We start from the raw sequence: 26,755 nt of genomic DNA, 5'->3' as shown, positions 1-26,755 counted from the left end.
TTTTTTGATTAAGGGCGATTTATATTTATCTAACATCTCTTAATGAGAATCCTTCAATATTACTGTTCTGTAACTGCTCTGCAATTTGGATTATCTCCGGGATTGCTAAAAATTTATTCAACTGAGTTTTTTGCTTAACTGATAATCTGGAAATCAAAGCACCATGACTTAATTGATGCCATGACGTTATTTGCTGCAATTTTGTGTTAGGCAGTGGTACCGATAAACCTTTTAACCAAAAATAGAATGCTTTTTGCTTTGCCTGTTCAAACTGAGTGCTAATAATTTCTGCTTTTGCTAAACCGATTGATGTAACCTGATTAATATCTTGCCTATGCAATAAAAGCCAATCCGTTAGTGTACGTAATTTACCCGCATCTATAAGGCTTTCCCAAGCCCTTATATTTATTCCTTTCATGCCTAAATGTTTACCTAACCAGATTAAACGAGCCATAAATTGCTGATGGCAATCAACTGAATAGGTAAAGCAAGTCGATGTATCATAATGCTGTACGGGTAAAAAATCTGGCAATATACGTTTTTGTAAGCGCCACACAACCTGTTCTAATTTAGGAATTCCGTGCCCAGCTAAACTTATTTGAACCTTATCGCCCACTAACACATCTTGATTTAACCAATGACGATACGTTCCTAGATTAACTCGCTGAACTTTTTTACCATCAATAATCACCGGATAAACATGAGCAATAATTGTTAAACGCCCGGTTCTACCAATACTCAAGCGTAACGATTTAATCTCTGTCAATTGCAAACGCAATGGATATTTCCATCCAACAGACCAGCTATTATTACCCACCTGCCACGCCTGACTCACCGGAATAGGATACTGTTTTAAGACCACCCCATCGGTCGCGAATGGCATAGGTTGCTGATAATAATGGCTTCGTAAGTTTTCAGCATGAATATAATTATCGAGGCTATGTGTATGCTGAGTGCTTAACGTAAATCCTAATTCGGCTAATTTCTTTAACTGGGTAGGCATATCTTCCGGTCCATCAGGCCAGCCCCAAATAAATAATCCAATATTTTCTTCGGTAGCAGTTGGATTTCCTTTACGCATCATCCAACCTGCCATTTTACTGCGCATATTTAATCCCCCAGCATCCTGTTGGATATGCTGTTCTAAGCGCCAAAATAACTCACCTTGCAGTACCAGAAAGGCAGAAGCCGATGGAATTCTTTTAGGGATAGCCGGGATAAAATCGGCTTTATATCGCCAATTTTCACCTTTCACTCCATCTCCACGGCTGATTAATCCCGTTAACTCACCATATTCATACACCAAAGTCACAGCAACACCATCAATCTTAGGCTGTAGCCATACCTGCTCTCGTGATGCTAACCATCCTTTTATTTGTTCTGTTGATAGCTTTTTTAAACCACTGTGAATAACTGGATGTGATACTTTATGCCTAAAATCATTCTTGGTCACAGTTTGGGGTCTATCTTCTAAGTTTCCCATGATGTTGTTAGTGGCATGAGATAAATAATCTCCCGTTAGTTGTAGCGGTTTATGGATACAGTTTTGCCATTGTCCTAAGGTTAACGCTAACTGATCATAAACTTCATCATCAACCACTCCATGCCCTTGTTGATAATAAGCATGATCCCATTCAGATAATTGCTGGTTTAAATGGATAATTTCAGTATTGAATTTTTCGACTGACCAGTTTGGACAATTTTTATCTTCTTTTGGTGATTCAGCGAGGGAGTCGGTGTGAAATAATAGATATAATATTAAAGACAAACCGCTCACTGCGATGAGAAATACACTCTGTGGATGAAGTCGCTTAATCATCAACCAACTTAATAAAAATCCGATATTTATTCTCATAATGCGTCCTTGCATGATTTTCTTTCATTATGAAAATAAACAGGATTTAATCGAGGGTCATCATTCGCATTTGCCAAACGCTTCGCAGAATTAATTAAAATGCTGCAAAACATTTATTTTCTCTCCAAGCACGTCGCAAACTTGGCTCTAGATAGAATATAAAAATATTTGTTTATGATTTTGTGATAACGCTGCATGTTCGGTCAACTATGTGTATACTATGTAGGGATTTATCACCCGTTATACTTCAGGTTGCGGATCTAATTAATATAATTTATTTGGCTTAACTCAGTTATCTGGACGCTTAGTTATTGAAAAAACTAAGCTGTAATATGATAGGGAGATAATCTGTTATCGCCTTCCTGCAACTCGAATTATTTAGGGAATATCACCCTATTTATGTTTAACCCTCGTTCAATCAAGAAGCCATCATGATGCAAGGAACTTTATATATTGTTTCTGCGCCGAGCGGTGCAGGAAAATCGAGTCTCATTCAGGCTCTACTTAAAACACAGCCTTTGTATGACACTCAGGTTGCTGTGTCTCATACAACTCGCTCAATGCGTCCTGGCGAGGCTCATGGTGAACATTATTATTTCGTGGATCAGGCACAGTTCCTGAACATGATTGAAAATGACGAATTTCTAGAACATGCCTGTGTATTCGGTAATTATTACGGTACTTCTCGTAAAGTTATTGATGACGTTTTACGCAGTGGTGTTGATATCTTTTTAGATATCGATTGGCAAGGTGCCCAGCAGATCCGTGATCGCATGCCTTCAGCTCGCAGTATTTTTATTTTACCTCCGTCAAAAGATGAGCTATATCGTCGGTTACGGGGCCGAGGTCAAGATAGCGATGAAGTGATTAAAAAGCGTATGGCTCAGGCAGTTGCAGAAATTGAACATTTTAATGAATATGATTACGTTATCGTGAATGATGATTTCAATACCGCACTAGCCGATCTACAATCTATTATTCGTTCTGAGCGTCTGCGCCTTGAGCGTCAAGTTCAACGACATGATGCTTTAATCAGCAAATTATTGGCAGACTGAATTAAGATTCAGTATCATGCCCAGTCATTTTTATATCTTTTTGGAGTAGCACATTTATGGCACGCGTAACTGTTCAAGACGCAGTAGAGAAAATTGGTAATCGTTTTGACCTAGTATTGGTCTCTGCTCGTAGAGCACGTCAATTACAATCTGGGGGCAAAGATGCACTGGTTCCAGAAGAAAATGATAAAGTCACTGTCATTGCGCTACGTGAAGTGGAAGAAGGTTTAATTAACGCCCACATTCTTGATGTTCGTGAACGTCAAGAGCAACAGGAGCAGGAGGCTGCTGAAATGCAGGCCGTATCTGCAATCGCGGAAGGTCGTCGTTAATAATTAAGGTAGGTCTGCCTTGTATCTGTTCGAAAGCCTGAATCAAATTATTCAGAAATATCTGCCCGCAGAGCAGATAGAGTTACTGAAAAAAGCTTATGTCGTCGCACGGGATGCACATGAAGGTCAAACTCGCTCTAGTGGCGAGCCTTACATCACGCATCCTGTTGCAGTAGCCTGTATTCTGGCTGAAATGCGTCTCGATCATGAGACGCTAATGGCAGCCTTGCTGCATGATGTCATCGAAGATACACCCGCCACATTTCAAGATATTGAGCAGCTATTCGGCACCGCTGTTGCCGGCCTTGTCGAGGGTGTATCTAAGCTCGACAAGCTTAATTTCCGTGATAAAAAAGAAGCGCAGGCTGAAAACTTTCGTAAAATGATTATGGCGATGGTGCAAGATATCCGCGTCATTCTCATTAAATTGGCAGACCGCACACATAACATGCGTACACTGGGTTCTCTTCGACCCGATAAACGCCGACGTATTGCGCGTGAAACTTTAGAAATTTATAGCCCTTTAGCACATCGTTTAGGGATACATCATATTAAAACTGAACTTGAAGAGTTAGGTTTTGAAGCCTTGTATCCAAATCGTTATCGGGTGATCAAAGAAGTTGTTAAAGCGGCACGTGGCAATCGTAAAGAAATGATCCAAAAAATCCTTTCTGAAATCGACGGCCGTCTAACAGAAGCTGGTATTTCCTGTCGCGTCAGTGGCAGAGAAAAACATTTATACTCTATCTATCGTAAAATGCACCTCAAAGAACAGCGTTTTCATTCCATCATGGATATTTACGCCTTTCGGGTAATTGTTACGGAAGTCGATACCTGTTACCGCGTTCTGGGGCAAATGCATAATCTGTATAAGCCACGCCCGGGCAGGATCAAAGATTATATCGCTATTCCCAAAGCCAATGGATATCAATCACTTCATACTTCATTGATCGGTCCTCATGGCGTACCTGTTGAAGTTCAAATCCGCACTGAGGATATGGATCAAATGGCAGAAATGGGGGTGGCAGCGCATTGGGCTTATAAAGAACAAGGCGAACAAGGAACCACCGCACAAGTCCGGGCGCAGCGCTGGATGCAAAGCTTATTAGAATTGCAACAAAGTGCAGGTAGCTCATTTGAATTTATCGAAAGTGTTAAATCTGACCTGTTCCCTGATGAGATTTATGTCTTTACACCTGAAGGCCGAATTGTCGAATTACCAACTGGCGCAACTCCCGTCGATTTCGCATATGCGGTACATACCGATATCGGGCATGCCTGTGTTGGTGCTCGGGTAGATAGACAACCTTATCCACTTTCTCAATCTCTCAGTAGCGGGCAAACTGTTGAAATTATAACTGCGCCGGGAGCTAGACCTAATGCGGCATGGTTAAATTTTGTAGTCAGCTCTAAAGCCAGAGCAAAAATACGTCAATTACTGAAGAATTTAAAACGTGAAGATTCGATTAATCTGGGTCGCCGCTTATTAAACCATGCGCTCGGTCACGGTAAAAAAATTACCGATATTCCACAAGAAGATATCTCGCATGAACTGAGCCGGATGAAATTAGGCTGCCTCGATGATTTATTAGCTGAAATTGGGCTCGGGAATGCAATGAGTGTAGTCGTTGCTCGCAATTTATTAACTCATGAGCAAATTGAAAATCTACCAGAAACACGCCTTGAAAATATAGCCGATAGCGATAATCAAACAGCTGATACACATAATAAATTACCTATTAAAGGTGCCGATGGCGTTTTAATCACGTTTGCAAAATGCTGCCGTCCAATTCCTGGCGATCCGATTATTGCCCATATTAGCCCAGGCAAAGGATTAGTTATCCATCACGAGTCCTGTCGTAATATTCGCGGTTATCAAAAAGAAGCCGACAAATTTATGCCGGTTGAATGGGATAGTGGTATCGATAATGATTTCATCGCAGAAATTAAAGTGGATATGATTAATCATCAAGGGGCATTAGCCAACTTAACTGCTGCCATTAATGATGCAAACTCCAGTATTCAAAGTATGAATACTGAGGAAAAAGATGGTCGCGTATATTGTGCCTTTATCCGCTTAACAACCAAAAATCGTATTCAATTGGCAAATGTGATGCGAAAAATTCGTATCATGCCAGATGTTCTACGCGTCAGCCGTAACCGTAATTAAAATGCACCGAGTTGCAGGAAAGTAGCAACCCACAAGAGGCTCGAAATATTCTTAGCGAAAACGAAGAGATTAACGGGCATAAAGGCAAGATACTAACCTGCAACTTGAAGTATGACGGGAATAATTATGAATGAACGCCGCTATCGTCGTATTTGCCAAATGATGGCAATGCGTCAACCGGACCTGACGATTTGCCTGGAAGAAGTCCATAAACCGCATAATGTCTCTGCTATTATTCGCAGCGCGGATGCCGTCGGGGTTCACAATGTGCATGCTGTCTGGCCAGATCAAAAAGTAAAAATATTAATTTCTTCTGCCGCTGGCAGTAATAGCTGGGTAAAAGTTCATCAACATCATTCCACAGATGACGCCGTTAGCTATTTTAAATCACAAAATATGCAAGTATTAGCGACCAATTTATCCCCTACCGCCGTTGATTTTCGCGAAATTGATTATACGCGCCCGACCTGTATTCTGATGGGACAAGAGAAAAAGGGTATTTCTCAACGTGCGGTTGAACTTGCCGATCAAGATATCATTGTCCCGATGGTCGGTATGGTGCAATCACTCAATGTATCAGTCGCCTCCGCACTGATTTTATATGAAGCACAACGGCAACGGCAATTAGCCGGTATGTATGATAGACAGAAAAGTATTTTATCTACCGATGAACAACAGGAGTGGCTATTCGAAGGCGGATACCCTGTTCTAGCAGAAGTCGCACGCCGTAAAGGATTGCCACGTCCCTTTGTTAATCCACAGGGCCAAATAGAAGCCAGTGATGATTGGTGGGCTGAAATGCAAACCACTGAAAAGTGGAAAAAGCAGCGACAAAAAGGAGTTTAATCCATGAAAAATGGACTGCTTGATACCGTTTCACTGATTTCTCTGCACGGTGTCGGCGCCAGTCAGGCAGAAAAATTGAGTAAAATTGGCCTTAATACTGTGCAAGACCTGCTATTACATTTTCCACTACGTTACGAAGATCATACCCGTTTATATCATATCAGCGATCTTTTGCCGGGCAGCACTGCGACCATTAGCGGCGAAATACTGCAAACAAAAGTCGTTTTTGGTCGGCGGAAAATGATGACTTGCCTAATCACCGATGGAACGGGAAACCTTACATTACGTTTTTTCAACTTTACTGCCGCAATGAAAAACAGTTTAGCTGAAGGGCGAAAAATTATCGCCTACGGTGAAATTCGCCGAGGCAATCTGGGTGCTGAAATTATTCATCCCGAATATAAAGTTAAGCAAGAAAATGATCTAATCCACTTGCAAGAAACGTTAACGCCGGTTTATCCAACAACAGATGGTCTGCGCCAAACGACGCTGAGAAAATTACTTGAACAAGCCTTAACGTTAATAGATACAGAAAATATCGCCGAATTATTACCCGAAGAACTGCGTCAGGGATTAATTAGTTTACCCGAAGCAATAAAATTACTGCATAGCCCACCACCCGATATTGAACTCAGCGAATTAGACGCGGGTCGCCATCCCGCCCAAAAAAGATTAATTCTCGAAGAATTATTAGCTCATCATTTAAGTATGTTGGCCATTAGAGCTGGTGCACAGCGCTTGTATGCCGAGCCTTTGCCAGCAAAGGGCGATTTAACCCAAAGATTTTTACAACAATTACCCTTTTCGCCTACTAAGGCACAAAATCGAGTCATCACCGAAATCGCGCATGATTTAAGCAAAAGTATGCCAATGATGCGTTTGATTCAGGGCGACGTGGGCTCTGGAAAAACATTAGTCGCTGCATTAGCCGCTATTTATGCCGTCGAAAATGGCAAGCAAATCGCGCTGATGGCACCAACAGAACTGTTAGCCGAGCAGCATGCAAATACCTTTCGTCAATGGTTTGAGCCCTTAGGTGTTCGAGTAGGTTGGTTAGCAGGCAAACAAAAAGGCAAAGCACGGCAACAGCAGCAAGATGCTATCGCTCAAGGTGATGTTGATATTATTGTCGGAACGCACGCTATTTTTCAGCAACAGGTGATTTTTAAATCACTTGGCCTAATTATTATCGATGAGCAACATCGTTTTGGAGTACATCAACGCCTCGCATTACGCGAAAAAGGTGAACAGCAAGGCTTTCATCCTCACCAATTGATTATGACCGCCACACCGATTCCCCGTACCTTGGCAATGACTGCATATGCTGATTTAGATACCTCGGTGATTGATGAGCTACCTCCCGGCAGAACTCCAGTAACCACAGTGGCTATCCCAGACAGTCGACGTATTGAAATTATTCAACGTGTCAAACAAGCTTGCCATGATGAAGGTCGACAGGCTTATTGGGTATGTACTTTAATTGAAGATTCGGAATTATTAGAAGCTCAAGCGGCTGAAGTTATTTTTGAGGAGTTATCACAAGCACTACCGGAATTGAATATTGGACTGATTCATGGCCGTATGAAACCCAAAGAAAAACAGACGGTAATGGATGCTTTTAAACGCAATGAACTGCAATTATTAGTTGCTACTACAGTGATTGAGGTAGGCGTTGATGTTCCCAATGCCAGTTTAATGATTATCGATAATCCAGAAAGGCTGGGTCTTGCCCAGCTTCATCAGCTTAGAGGTCGTGTCGGCCGTGGTGCTGTCGCCTCTCATTGCGTCTTATTATATAAAACCCCATTAACTCATACCGCTAAGCAGCGTTTACAAGTTTTACGCGATAGTAATGATGGATTTGTGATTGCGCAGAAAGATTTAGAAATTCGTGGGCCTGGTGAACTGCTTGGCACCCGCCAAACAGGGAATGCAGAATTCAAAGTTGCTGATTTATTAAGAGATCAGCATATGTTACCTGATGTCCAGCGTATCGCGCGCTATCTCCAACAAAATTATCCTGATAATGCACAGGCGATGATAGAACGTTGGTTACCTGAACGCGAGCAATATAGCTACGCTTAATCTTTATGGCTCTTAGCTGACGCTATAATACTAGCCTCAGCCAAAAGCCATAGGGGTATTATTTATCATACTGAGTTAATTTCTTACGCTATATCAACTAACTAGAAACCTTAATAATCTAACCTCCCCATCACTTTTTGCTATTATCTGTTGGCTACTTTTATTGCCATAGATCACATAACGACACTGTTATTAAAAACAGTATTGACATAAATTTAAAACTTGGTAGATTCATATGCAACGGCAAAACAATAAATTGTTTTTCGTTAATAGCAGTAAAGTTTAAATGAAATTAATTATATTTTAATGGGGTTGCGATAAAGGCCACGATATATGTAATATGGAATTCGTATTTTATATGAACATGTTTTAAGGCCACGTAAAGAGTATTCAAAATCGCAAAATTGTTGTATCTGATTATTTATATTTTATAGTAGTAAATATAGTATATAGTAAATATAGTATAACAGTAAAATAGTAATTATGTTTCAATGGGGATTGCGATAAAGGCCACGATGTATTTAGTATGGGATATCATAGTCAATATGATAACGTTTTAAGGCCATGTAAAGAGTATCCACAATCGCAAAATAAGTGTTACCGCGACGATGTAAGGCTTTGATTTATAATGCTGTAGTTAAGCATTAAGTTGTGTTAGTCAGTCTATTTTAACGCAACGAGAGTAAAGCAACGCATCAAAAGTATATGTCGCAAGGGGATGTACTTGTTTATCTGCTTAACCATTTGAAGTTATAACTGGACAAGCCTTTAGTATAAACCGATTAATATATGGAGAGAAGTCACTAATTTATTAGTAACCATATTTTTATAACGTGTACATTTAAAAAGCAGTATCCGATGTAGTATTAAGTTAGTAGTATATTAATGTTAAAAACTAAGTATGCAGTACCCTAAAAGCCCTGACGCCAAATAATGTCAGGGCTTTTTTCTTTGATTAATTTAATATTCCCACCTGATAATGATTATTAATATTTTGTTAATAACCATGCCAAAAATCATTCTCTTGCTTTACTTTAAAGATGATAAAAAATAACCCGCTATATCATTCAATAAAAAAATAATCATAAACGTCACATTGAACTGTATATAAAAAGCGATTATTGATTCAGTATTAGCTAGATATAAAATTGCCGTGAATAAATTCACGGCAATCTCCTGCGTTCTTTACTTATTAGATCATCGAATAAAAGTGACTATTTAACCTGTTATTGTGGGGAATAATGGCAACAACAGATAAAGTTTGATAATAATCGCATTCACAATATCAATGAAGAACGCACCTACCATCGGAACCACAAGGAACGCCAAATGTGACGGACCAAAGCGATCTGTGACTGCTTGCATATTCGCAATAGCTGTCGGTGTTGCACCTAGACCAAAACCACAGTGTCCTGCAGCCAGAATGGCAGCATCATAATTTTTGCCCATCACCCGGAAAGTAACAAAAATAGCATAAGATGCCATCACGATAGCTTGTACGGTCAAAATAACCAGCATTGGGATTGCCAGTGAAGCTAATTCCCATAATCTTAAGCTCATTAACGCCATGGCTAAGAACAAGGATAAACTCACGTTACCAAGCACCGATACCGCTCTATCAAATACACGGTAGAAACCGAGCATCGATAAGCTGTTACTTAAAATAACCCCAACAAACAGCACACACACAAACGTTGGCAGTGCATACGGGGTATCTGCGAGCCACGCTGAAATATATTTCCCTGCTAACAAACAGATAGCGATCATCGCTAACGTTTCAATCATTACCATTGAGGTAATAACACGCCCTGACTGCGGTTTTTCAAATGCTGTTGGTACATCTTTATCATCATCAGCTGTGCCGGGTATGGCGACATTACGAATAAGAAAACGAGCAACAGGACCACCAATCAATCCTCCAAGAACTAAACCGAACGTTGCGCAAGCCATTGCAACTTCAGTCGCACTTTGGAAACCATAGGATTCGCTAAAGATTTTACCCCAAGCGCCGCCTGTTCCATGCCCTCCAGAGAGAGTAATTGAACCAGCAAGCAGACCCATCAATGGATCTAATCCCAACATTTTGGCTAAAGCAATACCCACTGTATTTTGTACAACCAATAAACCAACAACGACAAACACAAAAATAAATAATGCCTTACCACCGGCTTTCAAACTTGCCAAGTTTGCATTCAGACCGATAGTCGCAAAAAAAGCCAACATCATAGGCTCTTGCAATGATAAATCAAAAGACACACTCCAATCCATGGTCTGCTTAAGCAGAAGTAGTGTCAATGCCACTAATAATCCACCAGCAACAGGCTCGGGAATAGTGTACTTTTCTAAAAAAGGAACTGACTTAACAAGTTTTCGCCCAAGTAAGAGCACAAGTGTGGCAGCAACCAGCGTACCGTAGACATCTAGATGATACATTTACGTACCTCATTTGTTATTAATATTATTTAAAACCAATAAGACGTTAGTAGATTCCTTTCAACGCCAAGAAGCAGGTTAACCGATTAAAAGAAAAAATGAGACTAAACACAAGTTAAAACATATAAAAATGTGAGGAATAAGTTCAACAGTGACAAAAAAAATTTAAAGCAAACGATTGCTTTTTGAAATGGCATCATTAAAATGCATTTTTTGTTGGTTGATAACTCTTAAGGCGCAAAATTATTCGAGTTGTAATAGTACGGCAACCGAAAGCATTCCGATAAATAGGACTCTGCATGAGTCGGAAAGCAAAGAACAACCAATGCAGCTGCTATCTGAAGCATGACGGGTATATTATGAATAATTCATCGCTAAAACAATCGACTACAGAGACGATAACGCAGGGAAATAGTGAATTAGTTTATCGCCTAGAGGATAGACCTCCCCTGCCCCAAACCCTATTTGCTGCTGGCCAGCACTTACTCGCTATGTTTGTCGCTGTCATCACACCTGCGATGTTAATTTGCCAAGCACTAGGGCTGCCAGCTCACGACACACAACGTATTATTAGCATGTCATTATTCGCTTCTGGTCTCGCGTCTCTGATTCAAATTCGTGCTTGGGGGCCTATCGGGTCGGGATTGCTCTCGATACAAGGGACTAGTTTTAACTTTGTCGCCCCGTTAATTATGGGAGGCCTAGCACTTAGAAACGGTGGTGCAGATATCCCAACTATGATGGCAGCATTATTTGGTACTCTGTTAGTCGCAGCATTAACCGAAGTAGCATTATCACGAATATTACATTTAGCTCGTCGTGTGATTACTCCATTAGTTTCTGGCGTCGTAGTAATGATTATCGGCCTTTCATTAATTCAGGTGGGATTAACCTCAATTGGCGGCGGCTATGATGCCATCAAAAATAATACTTTTGGTTCACCCGACAATCTCATTTTAGCCGGCATCGTGCTCGCCGTGATTATTATTTTGAATCGTCAACGCAATGCATATCTGCGTATCGCCTCTTTAGTTATTGCCATGGCTATTGGCTATTTAGCCGCATGGTGGATGGAGATGCTGCCATCAACGCCCACAGATACCCCTAAAGAAGCCTTTATTACCATTCCTGAGCCGTTTTACTATGGATTATCTTTTGATTGGAATCTGTTACTGCCCCTGATACTTATTTTCATGGTGACATCGTTAGAAACCATTGGTGATATCACTGCAACCTCAGATGTTTCAGAGCAACCGGTACGAGGCCCGCTATACATGAAGCGGATCAAAGGTGGGGTCTTAGCTAATGGCTTAAACTCGATGGTTTCTGCGGTATTTAATACCTTTCCGAATTCATGTTTTGGTCAAAATAATGGGGTGATCCAATTAACTGGAGTCGCTAGCCGTTACGTTGGATATGTTGTAGCTTTTATGCTGATTTTACTCGGATTATTCCCCGCAGTTGCCAACTTTGTTCAGCAAATTCCTGAGCCAGTACTCGGTGGCGCGACCATCGTGATGTTCGGTACCATTGCCGCTTCAGGGGTTCGAATTGTCTCTAGAGAGCCATTAAATCGCCGCGCTATCATGATAATAGCATTATCATTGGCAGTCGGCATGGGCGTTTCACAACAGCCATTAATTTTACAATTTGCCCCAGATTGGATTAAAACCTTATTTTCTTCCGGTATTGCTGCCGGTGGATTAACCGCTATTATTCTGAATTTAATTTTTCCTCACGAAACCAAATAATTCAGTCGTTATTGCCAACGTGATCGCAAAAGATTAGCGCCAATAAAATTTATTTCGGCGCTAATCTCGATATTTCTCTCAAATCACTTATTTCCTCAAACAATTTGTCGTGTATGCTCACTATAATTCGCAGCAACAAATTATATCGTTAGTTGTTGTACAGCTTATAAGCCGCTTCAAACGACGGCAACGTTATAGACTGAATTAACAACAATTGTTAAATTGATTTGCCGCAACCATACTGAATATCATTTGATTATCATTACATTTGACGTGACTACTCGCTATATTTAAGAGTAACGGTGTAGAGGAAACTATGTTGAGAGGATTAGCGAAATTCGCTATCACTATTTTATTACTGTTGATACTGGCTATCATCATTGTTTATGCAGGTATGCAGAGTCGATGGGGGGCGGCACAAATAAGTGCTTTTGCTAGTAAACTTACCGATTATCAAATCTCTGTCGGTATTGTTGGTCATGATTTATCTTCGCCTCAAGAGTTGATTTTACAAGATGTCTCCATTAAATCAGCTAATACTAATTTCATGCTGGATGCCAAACAAATTACAATTGAATTTAACTGGCGTAAGCTATTATCCAATCAGCCTATTTATCGACTGACGGTCACTCAAGGTAATTTAGCGCTAACATCCACCGAGCAACCTATTAATCTCTCGGCTAATATTCTGCAATTTAGTAATTCACGAATTCATTATCAAACACCCGAGCATCAAATATTGACCACGGGACTCACGGGTGGGATTACACCATGGCACAGTACCCCCGATTCTTGGCTTGGTTATGGCGATTTTCGTTTAACCGCATCGAGCATTAAAGTCGATGATAATCTATTCAAAAAATTTGCTCTACGCGGGAAATATCAAGCTGCATTAACAGAAATTAGTGAAATCAGCGGCGAATTGAATCATGGTTTTTTTATCGGTTCCGGAAAACGTACTACGGACGGCAGTATTACTATTGATTCACTAGCGATGAGTGGAATGGGTTGGCAAAGTAATCTCTCTTTTGATCAATTACTCACCGAGATTTCATACCCGCATCCTATATTCCTCAAAAATATCGATTTAATTAATGCTAACTTCCAAGGTAAAGATTGGGCCATTAGTGGATTGAATGCCGAAATACAAAAACTGGGGGTGATTAATGGCAGTTGGAATACATCACACAGTAAATTTGAGTTAGATGCATCTCAATTAGTAATTAAAAATCAACAAATTGAGCAGCTAATTGCAAACTTAGAAACAAAAAATGATCGTTTAAATATTAATAAATTATCCGGCTATTATGAAAAAGGGATCTTTAATCTGCGCGGCTATTGGCAAAGAGATAATAAAAGTTTGACTCTGGATAATGTCGAATTAGGCGGGCTCCTTTATACTTTGCCTGAGCACTGGCTCTCATTTTTCGCTGCGCCTGCCCCAGATTGGCTCTCTAACCTCTCGATCAAGCAATTTACGCTATCTCAATCTCTCCTCATGAATATCAACTCAGATTTTCCTTTTGAATTTACAGGACTGAGCGGATCAATGACCGATGTAGATTTCATTAAATACCAACAGTGGGGTTTTTGGCAGGGCAAAGCCAGCTTTAGCGCCGACAGTGGAACACTTAATCAAGCCATGCTACGCCGCCCATCGATGGAGATCCGTCAAAGTGGACAAGCTTCTGTCGCAGCCACGGTGACTGCAAGCACCGGACAAGGTGTAATAAAATTTGGCGTACTGGCAAAACAACAACCGAGTAACGTGTTATTTTTATTACGATCTTCAGGTTCTAATATTGATTTATCACTGTTAAATCAATGGGGCTGGGAAGGATTACCGCGCGAAGTTATTGGCGATTTTGATCTGACGCTACAAGGCAACTTATTAGCAAAATCCATTCAAAATACATTAAATGGCGAGCTAGTCGCGATCCCTTTGCAGGGGAAAAAAATCTATCGTCTGGTCGATAACGGAAAAGTGACAGCTAAAATAGAAGCGCCTGAATCGCCGACAAATTTAACTGAACATGATCAAGAATCAGACTCGCAGAAGGTTCCCGTCAAGCAAGAGTCTGGTCCGAATGTCGAGGAGTTACTTTCTATACTGTCTCGATAGACGACTGCCTCAATAGGAATGCTGAATAAAGCTTTTTGAGTGTAATTTTAATAAATCTTCGGTAACTAATTACTCTATTCGATGATAAACCCGATTAAAATTTGCCAGAATAACGATTAATTATTCTTGGCGAGTTTTAATCGGTAGCACCATATAAACACCGGTAAAAATTGCCCCCGTCTGGTTATTTTCGCCTTTCACTTTAACGTCTAAGATGACTCGGGCTTTACTGCCTCGCGCTAATCTATCTAGATCACCACTCAATCGCGAAAGACTTGCAATCGCCGTTGGACGCCCATTCACCGGTGAGCTATAGCGAATATGTCCATCAACCAGTACAATATCGCCCCCCAGTTGGCGTTCCTGTAATAGCAACCAAATCAATCCCCAACCGGTTAAAGTGGCCAACGAAAATTGGCTACCCGCGAAAATAGAATGATGCGGATTTTGATTACTCGCTTCGGCCATGGTGGTAATAAATTTTTGACCGGTATATTGACTAATACGCACCCCCATTTTTTCACTTAATGGGATTTGTTTATGCCACGCTTGTTGTAATTCGCCACACCAATCTGGCCGATGGAGGATCTGATCAAGAGTTTCAATCGGCTTAATCATTAAGAAATGACGCACAGGTGTTTTTAGCTGCCCGCTAATGGTTCCTTGATTATTAAACCCTAGCTGAGCAAAAAAAGGAACGGCTTCTTCACGTACACTCGCTACAACACGCTTCACTCCCTCTTGGCGAGCGACTGACTCTAAGGTCATAGCAATCAGTTTGCCAAGCCCCTTACCTTGCATACGGGGATGCACAGCGAGAAAACGAATAGACCCCTCATTATCAGCATTAATATAAAGACGACCAACAGCCAGAATCTGATTTTTTTCGTCCACCACCATCTGATGATGAGCAGTTAAATCATATCCATCTTTTTCAGAGCCTAAGGGGTGATTAAAAGGCTTGCGTAGCATCTCCCAGCGGAACTGGTAATAAGCATTAAACTCAGCTTCAGTTGTTGGTATACGTAGATGATACATAACACAAACCCCTTAAAATGAAATAGTTACACTTGTAGCCAGAAAGTCACCGGTCCATCATTGACTAAACTTACTTGCATATCGGCAGCAAATTGACCCGTTTCCGTCGTTATTCCGTGATCACGACATTGCTGCACAAAATGTTGATACAGCTGCTCTGCAGCTTGAGGCTCCGCTCCGCCAGAAAAGCTTGGACGCATACCTTTTTTGGTATCTGCGGCTAAAGTAAACTGGGAAACCACTAGCAGGCTACCACCCGCTTGTTGAACATTTAGATTCATTTTCCCTTGTGGATCACTAAAGATACGATAACCAATAACTTTTTCACATAACCTTTTAGCTGTTTGCTGATCATCATCTTTTTCGACGCCCAACAAAACCAATAGCCCGGAATTAATCGCACCGATCGTTGATCCATCTACTGCCACGGCGGCTTGAGAAACTCGCTGAATAAGTGCAATCATAAAAACCCTACTACCTTGAAATGACGGATAATAAGTGCTCGCACTACTGCATGGTGACATATAAAACTGTCACCATGGGTAATGAAACTCTCATTTATTCAATTGAAGCGCTGAAATCGTGCTGTTTGAAAAATTCAGGAATGGTTTCTTTATCAACAACATGCACTGCATTGATACCCAATTTTTTAGCAGCATCAACGTTCTCTTTTACATCATCAAAAAACACAGCCTGTTGTGGCTCAAATTCTTCAGATTGTAAAACATATTTGAAAATCTCAGGATCTGGCTTACGCATACCTAAGTCTTGAGATAAATAAAGGAAATCTGCTGCGGCGGCAATTTCGGGATAGTGTTGCGGCCAGTAATCTAAATGTAAACGATTAGTATTTGATAGGACAATGACCCGATTCCCCTGCTCACGCAGTTTGTCCATAATCTCAATAACTTCAGGGCGCAAAGAAACAAAAATTGCATGCCAGCCCTGAGCAAATTGCTCAAAACTTAATGAAACGCCGATCTCTTCGCATAAATACTCAGCAAATTCCATATCTGAAATTTTACCGCATTCATGTAATTTGAATGTCTCACCAAAAGTAAATTTCTCGGCAATGTCTTCGACTGGTGTACCGCTAAGATCACTCCACTTCTGAAACACCCGATTAAAGTCGATATCAATAATGACATTACCCATATCGAAAATATACAGCATAAATCCTCTCCAAAATTAAGGCCCGAATTTACTTTAATCATTATTGTTACCCATGAACAGTACTAATTTCAGTTTCTGTTACTATCGAGTGAAATTATCTAAAAATTGGCTGATTAGCCTGATATTCCATAAACCTATCTACGATAATCTGGAATAAGAAAAACAAAAAAGTAGGGAATTGAGAAGGGAAGAGGATAAAAAATAGCTTAATTACCAGTAAAAAGTTAATAACAACCTAAAAAAGATCAGGGCGCTAAGCGCCCCGATTTCATCATAAATCGACGTTAATAAAGAGATTACTCTTTACCTGATCCACGATTTGCACGTTTACGATCATTTTCAGTCAAATGACGTTTACGCAGACGAACTGACAACGGAGTGACTTCAACTAATTCATCATCATCAATAAACTCAAGCGCTTGCTCAAGTGTCATTTTGATTGCTGGTGACAGAGTTGTCGCTTCATCAGTACCTGATGCACGCATATTAGTCAGTTTTTTACCGGTCAGACAGTTAACGGTCAAATCGTTAGAACGTGTATGAATACCGATGATTTGGCCTTCATAAACTTCAGCACCATGGCCTAAGAATAATTTACCGCGGTCTTGCAAGCTATACAGTGCGAACGCAACGGCTTTACCTTGACCATTAGAGATCAGAACACCGTTATTACGACGACCAATATCGCCTGGGCGAACATCATCATAATGGCTGAAAGTTGCATACAATAAACCGGTGCCTGAAGTCATGGTCATGAATTCAGTACGGAAACCAATTAAGCCACGGCTAGGAATGATATAGTCAAGACGTACGCGACCTTTACCATCTGGCGCCATATCTTTAACTTCACCTTTACGCATACCTAAAGCTTCCATCACGCTACCCTGATGTTGCTCTTCGATATCCACAGTGACTTGCTCGAAAGGCTCTTGTTTACGGCCATCGATTTCACGCACGATAACTTTAGGACGAGAAACGCCCATTTCGTAGCCTTCACGACGCATGTTTTCAATCAGAACGGATAAGTGCAACTCACCACGACCTGAAACACGGAATGCATCTGAATCTTCAGTTTCTTCAACACGCAGCGCAACGTTATGTACCAACTCTTTATTCAGACGGTCGAGGATTTGACGTGAAGTCACGTATTTACCTTCTTTACCACAGAATGGAGAGGTATTAACACAGAAGAACATGCTGATAGTTGGTTTATCAACGGCTAATGGTGGCAATGCTTCAACAGCAGAGACATCACAAACAGTATCAGAAATATTTAATTCACCCAGACCGGTCAATGCAATGATATCACCCGCTTCAGCGAGTTCAGAATCAATACGCTCAAGACCTAAATGGGTCAGAACTTTACCGACTTTACCGTTGCGTTTTTTGCCTTCGCTATCAATGATAGTAACTTGTTGATTAGGCTTAACACAACCACGTTTGATGCGGCCAATACCAATAACACCTAAATAGTTGTTATAGTCTAATTGGGAGATTTGCATCTGGAACGTACCATCGATATCAACCGCTGGCGGAGCTACATATTTAACGATAGCTTCATACAATGGGGTCATATCTTCGGCCATATCATTGTAATCAGTACCGGCAACACCATTTAATGCTGATGCATAAATGATAGGGAAATCAAGCTGCTCATCAGTTGCGCCCAAGTTAACGAACAGATCGAAAACCTGATCAACAACCCAATCAGGACGTGCGCCCGGACGGTCAACTTTGTTGATAATAACGATTGGTTTTAAGCCGTTAGCAAATGCTTTTTCCGTTACGAAACGGGTTTGTGGCATTGGGCCGTCCATCGCATCAACCAGCAGCAGAACGCTGTCAACCATTGACATTACACGTTCAACTTCACCACCGAAATCGGCATGTCCTGGGGTATCAACGATATTGATACGATAATCATTCCATTTGATCGCGGTGTTTTTTGCGAGGATGGTAATCCCACGCTCTTTCTCCAAATCATTGGAGTCCATAACACGCTCATCAACATTAGCGCGTTCACCAAAAGTACCAGACTGCTGTAATAGCTTATCGACCAGCGTAGTCTTGCCATGGTCAACGTGAGCGATGATGGCGATGTTTCTTAAATTTTGAATTGACAAGGATTTTTACCGTTTAATTTACTGGAAAGGAATTATGTATCATTAACAGGCTTACTGCGTAATACATACTTTCTGCGTTAATATGCTGTTATTTTACACGTTATCCCGTTCAAGTGGAATAAATGTGAATTTCATCACTGAAAAAACAGTTTCTAGCTAAAAAACATAAAGTTATAAAATTTAAAAGTGCTGAGACAGAAAAATACTCACCATTCTTTAAAAAATTTACATTTTCACGGAACAATATACTACGGATCAGCATAAAAAATCGTGAAAAACAGAATAAGTTATTTAATAAATTTTAATTTCTCTCTATTTTTCACTTTTAAATGTAATTTAGATATATCTAAATTGACTAAATAGATATATCTAAATATAGTATGTGACATATTAGATATATCTAAATGTTACCTAAAGGGGAGTTATTATGCAAATCCATTCATTCCGCCACAACTATAATTGTCCACATAACGATGATCATGGACATTGTCGGCATGGCCAGAGTCATGAAAAGCATCAGGGTTGCCAAGGTGAAGGCAAACATCGCGGCAGAGGTCGAGGAAGAGGTAAAGGACTGCGTCGTTTATTTGATCACGGTGATCTGCATATCATGGTGCTGTCTCTGGTGGCTAAAAAACCAAGCTACGGTTATGAAATTATCAAACATATCGAAGAAGCATCTTCTGGTCTTTATGTCCCAAGTCCCGGCGTTATTTATCCCACGTTGACGCTGTTAGAAGAACAAGGTTTTCTCGAATCAGAGATTGTGGAACGCAATCGTAAAAGTTTCCGACTGACTGCCGAAGGCCAACAACAACTTGAGGCAAATCGTGAAACTGAACAAATTATTTTCCGTAAATTAGCCAAAGCGCGTGATTTGCAACAAGGTGGTAATTTATCCGAAGATATCGAAATGGCCGTTCATCGTTTTAAAGCGCTGTTACGCCATAAAATGGTATTAAAACAGCTAAATGAACAACAAACACAACAAATCGCAGCCATTATTAATGATGCAATTAAGCAAATTGAACAGGTCAACACCTTATTAACTGCTAGCGATAATGATTAATATCTTTAGCCACTGTGCAGCTTCTGCCGCCTGGTGGCTAGTTTTTGCCAATAAATCGCTCAAATTAGCGCATTAGTTTGATTCGAATAATAGGAAACACCTGCATGCATTCGCAAAATAAGCATTCTCAACAGAAGAAAATGCGTTTAACGCTGCCTAAATTCCATCCTCGGGCGCTATTTTTGTTAATTCCCCTCTTTCTTTCATTGATTATGTCTGGAGTTGTCTCGCTAGTGACCACGATTAAAGGACTGGGCTTCCATCCCGAGGTTATTTCACCTTGGCTTTCTGCATGGCTGATTTCCTGGCTCATTGCTTTTCCTACCGTATTGCTTGTCTTGCCTATCGCCCGTAAGACAGCGATGTTATTTATTCAGGCAGAAGTCCGGGCTGAGAGCAATGGCGACATAAGCTAAAAGCTGTCATTCACTCGGGCAAACAATATTTATCTCCGTTCCATCTGAATTTTTAGCTATAGAGTTTAAGTTTAAGTTTAAGTTTAAGTTCTAAATTTTTGATTCTTAGCTCTGATTTTTAACTCTAATTCTCCGTTTTGTGGCGCGGTAATTTTGCTTATAACCCGCCCTAAAATGTAGCTCCCCCTGTAATCCACATTAAACAATTCGCATTAAAATGGTGCAATCCTTATTAGATATGCACCATTTGAGTGCGATTCTGTCCATTGTCTAGAGCTCTTTATCCTTTATTTTCATCATTTTTGTGGCTAGTGCCTGATTATTAAACTATTAGATACAGTTGGCATGATTTTCGCTTATAGTTAATATAGAGCTATAAAGAATTAGTAATAGATGGTTAACTATTAATAGAGCAACATAGCAACAACATCAGACGTGAATTGAAAAAGCAAAAAAACGGGGATCTAAAATAGTGCCCCAAAATTTGCCTGACCGACCCCAACTAGGAGAGCCGAGTATGTCAGCTGAACATGTTTTATCCCTAATCGAAGAGCATAAAATCAGATTTATTGATATGCGTTTTACTGATACTAAAGGTAAAGAACAGCACATCACCATCCCTGCTCATCAGGTCAACGAAGACTTCTTTGAAGAAGGTAAAATGTTCGATGGCTCCTCTATTGGTGGCTGGAAAGGCATTAATGAATCTGACATGGTTCTCATGCCGGATCCATCGACAGCTATGCTAGACCCATTCTTTGTCGATCCAACCCTGATTATTCGTTGCGATATTTTAGAGCCGGGTACTATGCAAGGCTACGATCGTGACCCGCGTTCTATCTCTAAACGAGCAGAAGATTATCTGCGCTCTAGCGGTATCGGTGATACCGTGTTAGTCGGCCCAGAACCTGAATTCTTCGTTTTTGATGATATTCGTTTTGGAAGCACCATGTCAGGCTCTTACTATCATATCGATGATATCGAAGCGGCATGGAATAGCGGGACTAAATACGAAGGCGGAAACAAAGGCCATCGTCCGGGCGTCAAAGGCGGTTACTTCCCTGTACCTCCGGTCGATTCTTCTCAAGATATGCGTTCAGCCATGTGCACCACCATGGAAGAAATGGGATTAGTGGTTGAAGCCCATCACCATGAAGTTGCGACTGCAGGTCAGAATGAAATTGCTACCCGCTTTAATACTATGACTAAAAAAGCGGATGAAACCCAAATTTATAAATATGTGGTCCACAATGTGGCACATGCTTATGGTAAAACTGCGACCTTTATGCCAAAACCATTAGTTGGTGATAATGGTTCTGGTATGCACTGCCATATGTCAATCGCTAAAGACGGCGTAAACCTATTTGCCGGTGATAAATACGGCGGATTATCTGAAATGGCGCTGTATTATATCGGCGGTATTATCAAACATGCACGTGCACTGAATGCGTTCACTAACCCGACAACTAACTCCTATAAACGTTTGGTTCCAGGTTATGAAGCACCTGTTATGTTAGCTTATTCTGCCCGTAACCGCTCCGCATCTATTCGTATTCCTGTGGTTGCGAGTACTAAAGCACGCCGTATCGAAATTCGTTTCCCAGACCCTGCTGCTAACCCATATTTAGCCTTTGCTGCGCAGCTAATGGCCGGTCTTGATGGCATTATCAATAAAATCCATCCGGGCGATGCGATGGATAAAAATCTGTATGATCTGCCCCCCGAAGAAGCCAAAGAAATCCCAACTGTGGCGAATTCATTAGAAGATGCTCTAGCTGAGCTAGATAACGATCGCGAGTTCCTGACGCGTGGTGGTGTATTTACTGATGACTCTATCGATGCTTATATCGAACTGTTACGCAGCGATATTCAGCGCGTACGTATGACACCACACCCATTAGAATTTGAAATGTACTACAGCGTATAACTTACGCCGTTCGCGCTGGTAGTTTTTTGTTGCCGTGAAACGCTTGCCCCATCAACGATGGGGCCTTTTCTTCTCGAAGACCTTTTCTGATATTTTCTGGGATCGTGGCTGTTTGACCTACACTCAAACCATAATGCACCAAAAAAGTGCAATCAATGGTAAAATTAAAAGTGTATAAATAGTGCAGGAGTCAGACCCGATGACAACCGACCAATTACCCGCTTCCGAGCATATTTTAAATTCACTAATTCACAGTGTTCTGATCCTCGATAATCAACTGATTATTCATTATGCTAATCACTCCGCACTGCAACTGTTAGCCCAAAGCCCACGTAAATTATTTGGAACACCATTGCCGGTATTATTTAGCTACTGCACGTTAGATGCTGAGCTAATGGTCAATAATTTAAAAAATGGCCACAGCTTTACCGATAATGAAGTCACCTTGGTCATCAATAATCACTTTCATGTTATGTCGCTTAGCGCCCAGCCGATTTCCGAGCAATTTATTCTGTTGGAGCTCGCACAATTAGATAGCCAACGCCGCCTAAGCCAAGAACAAGTACAAAATGCCCAACAATATGCAGCCCGAGAATTAATTCGTGGATTAGCCCATGAAATTAAAAATCCCCTCGGTGGGCTAAGAGGCGCAGCACAACTTTTAGAACGTGCACTGCCCGACCCAACATTGCATGAATACACCCAAGTGATCATTGAACAAGCCGATCGCCTACGGGTATTAGTTGATAGACTTTTAGGCCCCCAATATCCCGGAAAAAAAACTCGCCAAAGTATCCACCATGTTGCTGAGAGCGTGTGTCGATTAATTTTGCTAGAAAAACCGGAAAATGTAGCGTTAATTCGCGATTATGACCCTAGTTTGCCCGAAATTGAACATTACCCAGACCAGATAGAACAAGTCTTATTAAATATAACTCGCAATGCGTTACAAGCACTATCAGCCACTGGCGGCACTATCACCGTGCGGACTCGCACCGCTTTTCAAGTCACGTTACAAGGCGAGCGCTATCGATTAGCCGCCCGCATTGATATTGAAGATGATGGCCCGGGTATTCCGTTAGCCATTCAAGATACGTTGTTTTATCCGATGGTGAGTGGGCGAGAAGACGGGACTGGGCTTGGGCTGTCGATTGCACGTAGCTTAGTTGACCAGCACGCCGGAAAAATTGAATTTAGTAGCTGGCCTGGACACACGGCTTTTTCAATCTACTTACCGATAAAAAAATAGAGGTAACGATGCCACAGGGAAAAATTTGGATTGTTGATGATGACAGCTCCATCCGTTGGGTATTAGAACGCGCACTAGCGGCGGTAAAGATGCAATGTACCTGCTTTGATAGCGCGAGTGCAGTACTTGAGGCTTTAAAATATTCGCAGCCCGAAGTGTTACTTTCTGATATTCGGATGCCAGGAATGGATGGGCTAGAGTTACTCAATCAACTAAAGCAAAGCCATCCATTACTGCCAATTATCATTATGACCGCACATTCAGATCTCGATGCGGCGGTAAATGCGTATCAGCTGGGCGCTTTTGATTATCTGCCAAAACCCTTTGATATCGATGAAACCGTTGCTCTTATTGAACGTGCACTGAATCATTATAAAGAACAAAACCAAACTGTACGTACCAAAGAACAGCGCCCTGCGTCGGTTTCTTCGATGATTGGTGAAGCGCCAGCCATGCAAGAAGTTTATCGCATTATTGGTCGGCTTTCTCGCTCATCCATTAGTGTGCTAATTAATGGAGAATCCGGTACAGGTAAAGAACTGGTCGCACATGCCCTGCATCAACATAGCCCACGAGCCGATAAGCCATTTATTGCTCTCAATATGGCGGCTATTCCTAAAGATTTGATTGAGTCAGAGCTGTTTGGCCATGAAAAAGGCGCATTTACCGGAGCCTCTCAAGTACGTCAAGGGCGGTTTGAACAAGCCAATGGCGGAACTTTATTTTTGGATGAAATCGGTGATATGCCTCTCGATATTCAAACTCGATTACTGCGTGTATTAGCTGAAGGTCAATTTTACCGTATCGGCGGTTATACACCGGTGAAAGTCGATGTACGGATTGTCGCTGCCACCCATCAAAACCTTGAAAAACGGGTCACCGAAGGGCTGTTCCGCGATGATTTATTCCATCGATTAAATGTCATTCGCGTACAGCTGCCGCCTCTGCGAGAAAGAACAGAAGATATTCCTCGGTTAGCACACCACTTTTTACAGCATACTGCGAAGGAACTTGGAGTAGACACCAAACTATTGCATCCCGAAACAGAGCAAATTCTACAGCGGCTGCCATGGTCAGGAAATGTCAGACAGCTAGAGAATGTATGTCGTTGGTTAACCGTAATGGCGGCAAGCCAAGAAATTTTACCGCAAGATCTGCCAGAAGATTTAATTGAACCGCATAAAGTTTCAGGAAAATCAACAACAGCTACGGCAAAAACAGAAAATATAACTCAATCTGAAAGCGTATGGTTCGAACAACTTGCCGATTGGACAGCGCATGCTTTAGCGGAAGGAAAAGATAATTTATTGGCTGATGCCGTGCCATTGTTGGAGAGAACCATGCTGTTATGCGCCTTAGAACATACCCAAGGCCATAAGCAAGAAGCTGCACGCTTATTAGGTTGGGGGCGTAACACACTAACCCGTAAACTCAAAGAACTGGGCGTAGAATAATAATCCGCGTGGATAGCCGCAGTAAAAAGAAGAAAAATATCAATCAGGTTGCCATCTATTATATAGCCCTTTGATATATAACTTTTGAATTGCCGCCTTAATAAAAATAATATCGGCGGCAATGCAAAATGTTTGGCAGATTAAATCACCCGTGAAAATTGACGTTGGCGCATTTGATTGCGCAGATAAACATCAAAACACATACAAATATTGCGGATCAATAAACGACCTCGAGCTGTTACTTGAATACCGCTTTGTGTAATTTCAACTAGACCATCTTCTGCCATCGGGGCTAATAACTGTAAATCTTCGGCAAAATAAGTACTAAAATCGATAGAATATTGCTGTTCTATTTGGGCGTAATTCAATTGGAAATTACAAATCAGAGTTTTAATCACGTCACGGCGTAAACAATCATCGGCACTCAGCACTAAGCCACGCCATAAAGCATGCCCCTGTTGTTCAACCTGAGCATAATAGGTTTTTAAATCTTTTTGATTTTGCGCATAATTATCACCCAACATGCTGATAGCCGAGACGCCTAATCCCAATAAATCGCATTCACCCTGCGTGGTATATCCCTGAAAATTACGGTGCAATATCCCTTCGCGCTGGGCGACCGCCAACTCATCTTGTGGTCGGGCAAAATGATCCATACCAATAAATTGATATCCTTGAGCGGTCAACGTACTGATAGTTTCCTGCAAAATCTCTAATTTTTGCTCTACTGAAGGGAGATCTTCATCTTTAATTTTGCGCTGCGCCGCAAATAAGTTTGGTAAATGAGCATAATTAAAAACACTCAGGCGATCAGGTGCAAGTTCAATTACACGCTGTAAAGTAAAGGCAAAACTTTCTGGTGTCTGTTTTGGTAAACCATAAATCAAGTCAATACTCGTTGAGTTAAAGCCGGTTTCACGAGCCCGTTGGATCAACGCAAAAATAAAATCTTCATCTTGCTCGCGGTTAACCAGCTGCTGAACTTGCTTATTAAAATCTTGTACGCCCATGCTAAGACGATTAAATCCTTCAGAACGCAAATGATCAATCACGTCGAGTTCAATTTCTCGCGGATCGACTTCAATCGACATTTCAACCTCATCAGCGAAATTAAAATGTGTTTTCAATAAATTCACTAAATGGCTAATTTGTGATTTATTGAGATATGTCGGTGTGCCACCGCCCCAGTGCATTTGGGTCACAGTTCTATTTTTTAATAAACTCGCACGTTGAATAATTTCTTGCTCTAAAACCTGTAAATATTGATCTGCTTTATGGGTCTGACGAGTAACTAATTTATTACATCCGCAGAAATAACACAGCTTATGGCAAAACGGAATGTGGACATATAAAGAAAGCGCCCGTTCAGGATAACGTTGAGTTGCAGCAATAAATGCCTGCTCATCATATTGTTGATTAAATTCTAAAGCGGTCGGATAAGAGGTATATCGCGGGCCGGAATAATTATATTTTTGAATAAGGGGCAGATCCCAAACGATACTTTGCTCTGACATATCTTTTCCTACTATTAAATTTAACCGGTCGTCGGCAAGGTGTGACAAAAGTTCTACACCCTACAACTGAAGAAGACAGACCTCATGATACCATAGGTGTTTTATTATACATGGCTGCTTTATTATACATATCAATGGGTGAG

The 26,755-nt window shown here is 41.1% G+C and carries 19 protein-coding genes; 12 read left to right on the top strand and 7 right to left on the bottom strand.

The window, feature by feature from the left end; all coding sequences use genetic code 11:
* Nucleotides 1-25: 25 nt before the first annotated feature.
* On the bottom strand, nucleotides 26-1,855 hold the full coding sequence (gene ligB / locus MNY66_RS00930; RefSeq protein ID WP_241501255.1) for an NAD-dependent DNA ligase LigB: 1,830 nt from the start codon (nucleotides 1,853-1,855) through the stop codon (nucleotides 26-28).
* A gap of 431 nt (nucleotides 1,856-2,286) precedes the next feature.
* On the opposite strand from ligB, the gene gmk reads away from it, so the two are divergent.
* From gmk to recG, 5 genes are all read left to right on the top strand, one after another.
* The gene (gmk, locus tag MNY66_RS00925) at nucleotides 2,287-2,910 is read left to right on the top strand and encodes a guanylate kinase (protein ID WP_047254657.1); all 624 of its coding nucleotides are present in this window, start codon (nucleotides 2,287-2,289) and stop codon (nucleotides 2,908-2,910) included.
* Between the two features lie 56 nt (nucleotides 2,911-2,966).
* Nucleotides 2,967-3,242, top strand: coding sequence for a DNA-directed RNA polymerase subunit omega (rpoZ, locus tag MNY66_RS00920; RefSeq protein WP_047254656.1), 276 nt, complete (start codon nucleotides 2,967-2,969; stop codon nucleotides 3,240-3,242).
* Nucleotides 3,243-3,261: 19 nt separating this feature from the next.
* Nucleotides 3,262-5,412, top strand: a complete 2,151-nt coding sequence (gene spoT / locus MNY66_RS00915; protein ID WP_047254655.1) for a bifunctional GTP diphosphokinase/guanosine-3',5'-bis pyrophosphate 3'-pyrophosphohydrolase — start codon at nucleotides 3,262-3,264, stop codon at nucleotides 5,410-5,412.
* A gap of 126 nt (nucleotides 5,413-5,538) precedes the next feature.
* Complete coding sequence (trmH, locus tag MNY66_RS00910) at nucleotides 5,539-6,258, top strand: tRNA (guanosine(18)-2'-O)-methyltransferase TrmH (protein WP_047254654.1); 720 nt, start codon at nucleotides 5,539-5,541, stop codon at nucleotides 6,256-6,258.
* A 3-nt stretch (nucleotides 6,259-6,261) separates the two neighbouring features.
* Entirely contained in the window at nucleotides 6,262-8,343 is a 2,082-nt protein-coding gene (recG, locus tag MNY66_RS00905) for an ATP-dependent DNA helicase RecG (RefSeq protein WP_241501254.1), read from the top strand.
* Between the two features lie 1,218 nt (nucleotides 8,344-9,561).
* Here recG and gltS read toward each other — a convergent pair.
* A complete protein-coding gene (gene gltS / locus MNY66_RS00900; protein ID WP_047254652.1) occupies nucleotides 9,562-10,776 on the bottom strand; it encodes a sodium/glutamate symporter in 1,215 nt (404 codons plus the stop codon).
* Between the two features lie 359 nt (nucleotides 10,777-11,135).
* On the opposite strand from gltS, the gene MNY66_RS00895 reads away from it, so the two are divergent.
* Entirely contained in the window at nucleotides 11,136-12,527 is a 1,392-nt protein-coding gene (locus MNY66_RS00895; RefSeq protein WP_241501253.1) for a uracil-xanthine permease family protein, read from the top strand.
* Between the two features lie 316 nt (nucleotides 12,528-12,843).
* The gene (locus MNY66_RS00890) at nucleotides 12,844-14,649 is read left to right on the top strand and encodes an AsmA family protein (protein ID WP_241501252.1); all 1,806 of its coding nucleotides are present in this window, start codon (nucleotides 12,844-12,846) and stop codon (nucleotides 14,647-14,649) included.
* Nucleotides 14,650-14,769: 120 nt separating this feature from the next.
* On the opposite strand, the gene fabY is transcribed toward MNY66_RS00890, so the two are convergent.
* The 4 genes from fabY to typA form a co-directional block, all read right to left on the bottom strand.
* Complete coding sequence (gene fabY, locus MNY66_RS00885; protein ID WP_047254650.1) at nucleotides 14,770-15,687, bottom strand: fatty acid biosynthesis protein FabY; 918 nt, start codon at nucleotides 15,685-15,687, stop codon at nucleotides 14,770-14,772.
* A 26-nt stretch (nucleotides 15,688-15,713) separates the two neighbouring features.
* The gene (gene dtd, locus MNY66_RS00880) at nucleotides 15,714-16,151 is read right to left on the bottom strand and encodes a D-aminoacyl-tRNA deacylase (RefSeq protein ID WP_047254649.1); all 438 of its coding nucleotides are present in this window, start codon (nucleotides 16,149-16,151) and stop codon (nucleotides 15,714-15,716) included.
* Between the two features lie 94 nt (nucleotides 16,152-16,245).
* The gene (gene yihX / locus MNY66_RS00875; protein WP_047254648.1) at nucleotides 16,246-16,860 is read right to left on the bottom strand and encodes a glucose-1-phosphatase; all 615 of its coding nucleotides are present in this window, start codon (nucleotides 16,858-16,860) and stop codon (nucleotides 16,246-16,248) included.
* A gap of 296 nt (nucleotides 16,861-17,156) precedes the next feature.
* Nucleotides 17,157-18,983 (bottom strand): ribosome-dependent GTPase TypA, encoded by a 1,827-nt coding sequence (typA, locus tag MNY66_RS00870; protein WP_047254647.1) that lies wholly within the window; start codon nucleotides 18,981-18,983, stop codon nucleotides 17,157-17,159.
* A gap of 427 nt (nucleotides 18,984-19,410) precedes the next feature.
* Here typA and MNY66_RS00865 point away from each other — a divergent pair, with 427 nt between their 5' ends.
* The 5 genes from MNY66_RS00865 to glnG all read left to right on the top strand — a co-directional run bounded on the left by MNY66_RS00865 (nucleotide 19,411) and on the right by glnG (nucleotide 25,098).
* Entirely contained in the window at nucleotides 19,411-20,052 is a 642-nt protein-coding gene (locus MNY66_RS00865; RefSeq protein WP_231636991.1) for a PadR family transcriptional regulator, read from the top strand.
* A gap of 104 nt (nucleotides 20,053-20,156) precedes the next feature.
* Nucleotides 20,157-20,468, top strand: a complete 312-nt coding sequence (locus MNY66_RS00860) for a DUF2798 domain-containing protein (protein ID WP_047254646.1) — start codon at nucleotides 20,157-20,159, stop codon at nucleotides 20,466-20,468.
* 517 nt (nucleotides 20,469-20,985) lie between these two features.
* Nucleotides 20,986-22,395 carry a glutamate--ammonia ligase gene (glnA, locus tag MNY66_RS00855; RefSeq protein ID WP_047254645.1) on the top strand — a complete coding sequence of 470 codons (1,410 nt, stop codon included), beginning with the start codon at nucleotides 20,986-20,988 and terminating at the stop codon, nucleotides 22,393-22,395.
* Nucleotides 22,396-22,594: 199 nt separating this feature from the next.
* The gene (gene glnL / locus MNY66_RS00850) at nucleotides 22,595-23,644 is read left to right on the top strand and encodes a nitrogen regulation protein NR(II) (RefSeq protein WP_047254644.1); all 1,050 of its coding nucleotides are present in this window, start codon (nucleotides 22,595-22,597) and stop codon (nucleotides 23,642-23,644) included.
* Nucleotides 23,645-23,652: 8 nt separating this feature from the next.
* Complete coding sequence (glnG, locus tag MNY66_RS00845) at nucleotides 23,653-25,098, top strand: nitrogen regulation protein NR(I) (protein ID WP_241501251.1); 1,446 nt, start codon at nucleotides 23,653-23,655, stop codon at nucleotides 25,096-25,098.
* 140 nt (nucleotides 25,099-25,238) lie between these two features.
* On the opposite strand, the gene hemN is transcribed toward glnG, so the two are convergent.
* Entirely contained in the window at nucleotides 25,239-26,612 is a 1,374-nt protein-coding gene (gene hemN, locus MNY66_RS00840) for an oxygen-independent coproporphyrinogen III oxidase (protein WP_241501250.1), read from the bottom strand.
* Between the last annotated feature and the right edge of the window lie 143 nt (nucleotides 26,613-26,755).

The sequence above is a fragment of the Moellerella wisconsensis genome, assembly GCF_022592395.1.
In the GTDB taxonomy this organism is placed as follows: Bacteria; Pseudomonadota; Gammaproteobacteria; order Enterobacterales; family Enterobacteriaceae; genus Moellerella; species Moellerella wisconsensis.
This window is presented reverse-complemented; position numbering and strand designations above follow the sequence as displayed.

What these genes read in the sequence shown, in the direction of transcription:
- fabY (WP_047254650.1), bottom strand. Translation starts at nt 15,687, where the DNA reads ATGTATCATCTACGTATACCAACAACTGAAGCTGAGTTTAATGCTTAT.
- glnG (WP_241501251.1), top strand. Translation starts at nt 23,653, where the DNA reads ATGCCACAGGGAAAAATTTGGATTGTTGATGATGACAGCTCCATCCGT.
- gltS (WP_047254652.1), bottom strand. Translation starts at nt 10,776, where the DNA reads ATGTATCATCTAGATGTCTACGGTACGCTGGTTGCTGCCACACTTGTG.
- recG (WP_241501254.1), top strand. Translation starts at nt 6,262, where the DNA reads ATGAAAAATGGACTGCTTGATACCGTTTCACTGATTTCTCTGCACGGT.
- dtd (WP_047254649.1), bottom strand. Translation starts at nt 16,151, where the DNA reads ATGATTGCACTTATTCAGCGAGTTTCTCAAGCCGCCGTGGCAGTAGAT.
- hemN (WP_241501250.1), bottom strand. Translation starts at nt 26,612, where the DNA reads ATGTCAGAGCAAAGTATCGTTTGGGATCTGCCCCTTATTCAAAAATAT.
- MNY66_RS00860 (WP_047254646.1), top strand. Translation starts at nt 20,157, where the DNA reads ATGCATTCGCAAAATAAGCATTCTCAACAGAAGAAAATGCGTTTAACG.
- ligB (WP_241501255.1), bottom strand. Translation starts at nt 1,855, where the DNA reads ATGAGAATAAATATCGGATTTTTATTAAGTTGGTTGATGATTAAGCGA.
- yihX (WP_047254648.1), bottom strand. Translation starts at nt 16,860, where the DNA reads ATGCTGTATATTTTCGATATGGGTAATGTCATTATTGATATCGACTTT.
- glnL (WP_047254644.1), top strand. Translation starts at nt 22,595, where the DNA reads ATGACAACCGACCAATTACCCGCTTCCGAGCATATTTTAAATTCACTA.
- MNY66_RS00865 (WP_231636991.1), top strand. Translation starts at nt 19,411, where the DNA reads ATGCAAATCCATTCATTCCGCCACAACTATAATTGTCCACATAACGAT.
- trmH (WP_047254654.1), top strand. Translation starts at nt 5,539, where the DNA reads ATGAATGAACGCCGCTATCGTCGTATTTGCCAAATGATGGCAATGCGT.
- rpoZ (WP_047254656.1), top strand. Translation starts at nt 2,967, where the DNA reads ATGGCACGCGTAACTGTTCAAGACGCAGTAGAGAAAATTGGTAATCGT.
- MNY66_RS00890 (WP_241501252.1), top strand. Translation starts at nt 12,844, where the DNA reads ATGTTGAGAGGATTAGCGAAATTCGCTATCACTATTTTATTACTGTTG.
- glnA (WP_047254645.1), top strand. Translation starts at nt 20,986, where the DNA reads ATGTCAGCTGAACATGTTTTATCCCTAATCGAAGAGCATAAAATCAGA.
- MNY66_RS00895 (WP_241501253.1), top strand. Translation starts at nt 11,136, where the DNA reads ATGAATAATTCATCGCTAAAACAATCGACTACAGAGACGATAACGCAG.
- gmk (WP_047254657.1), top strand. Translation starts at nt 2,287, where the DNA reads ATGATGCAAGGAACTTTATATATTGTTTCTGCGCCGAGCGGTGCAGGA.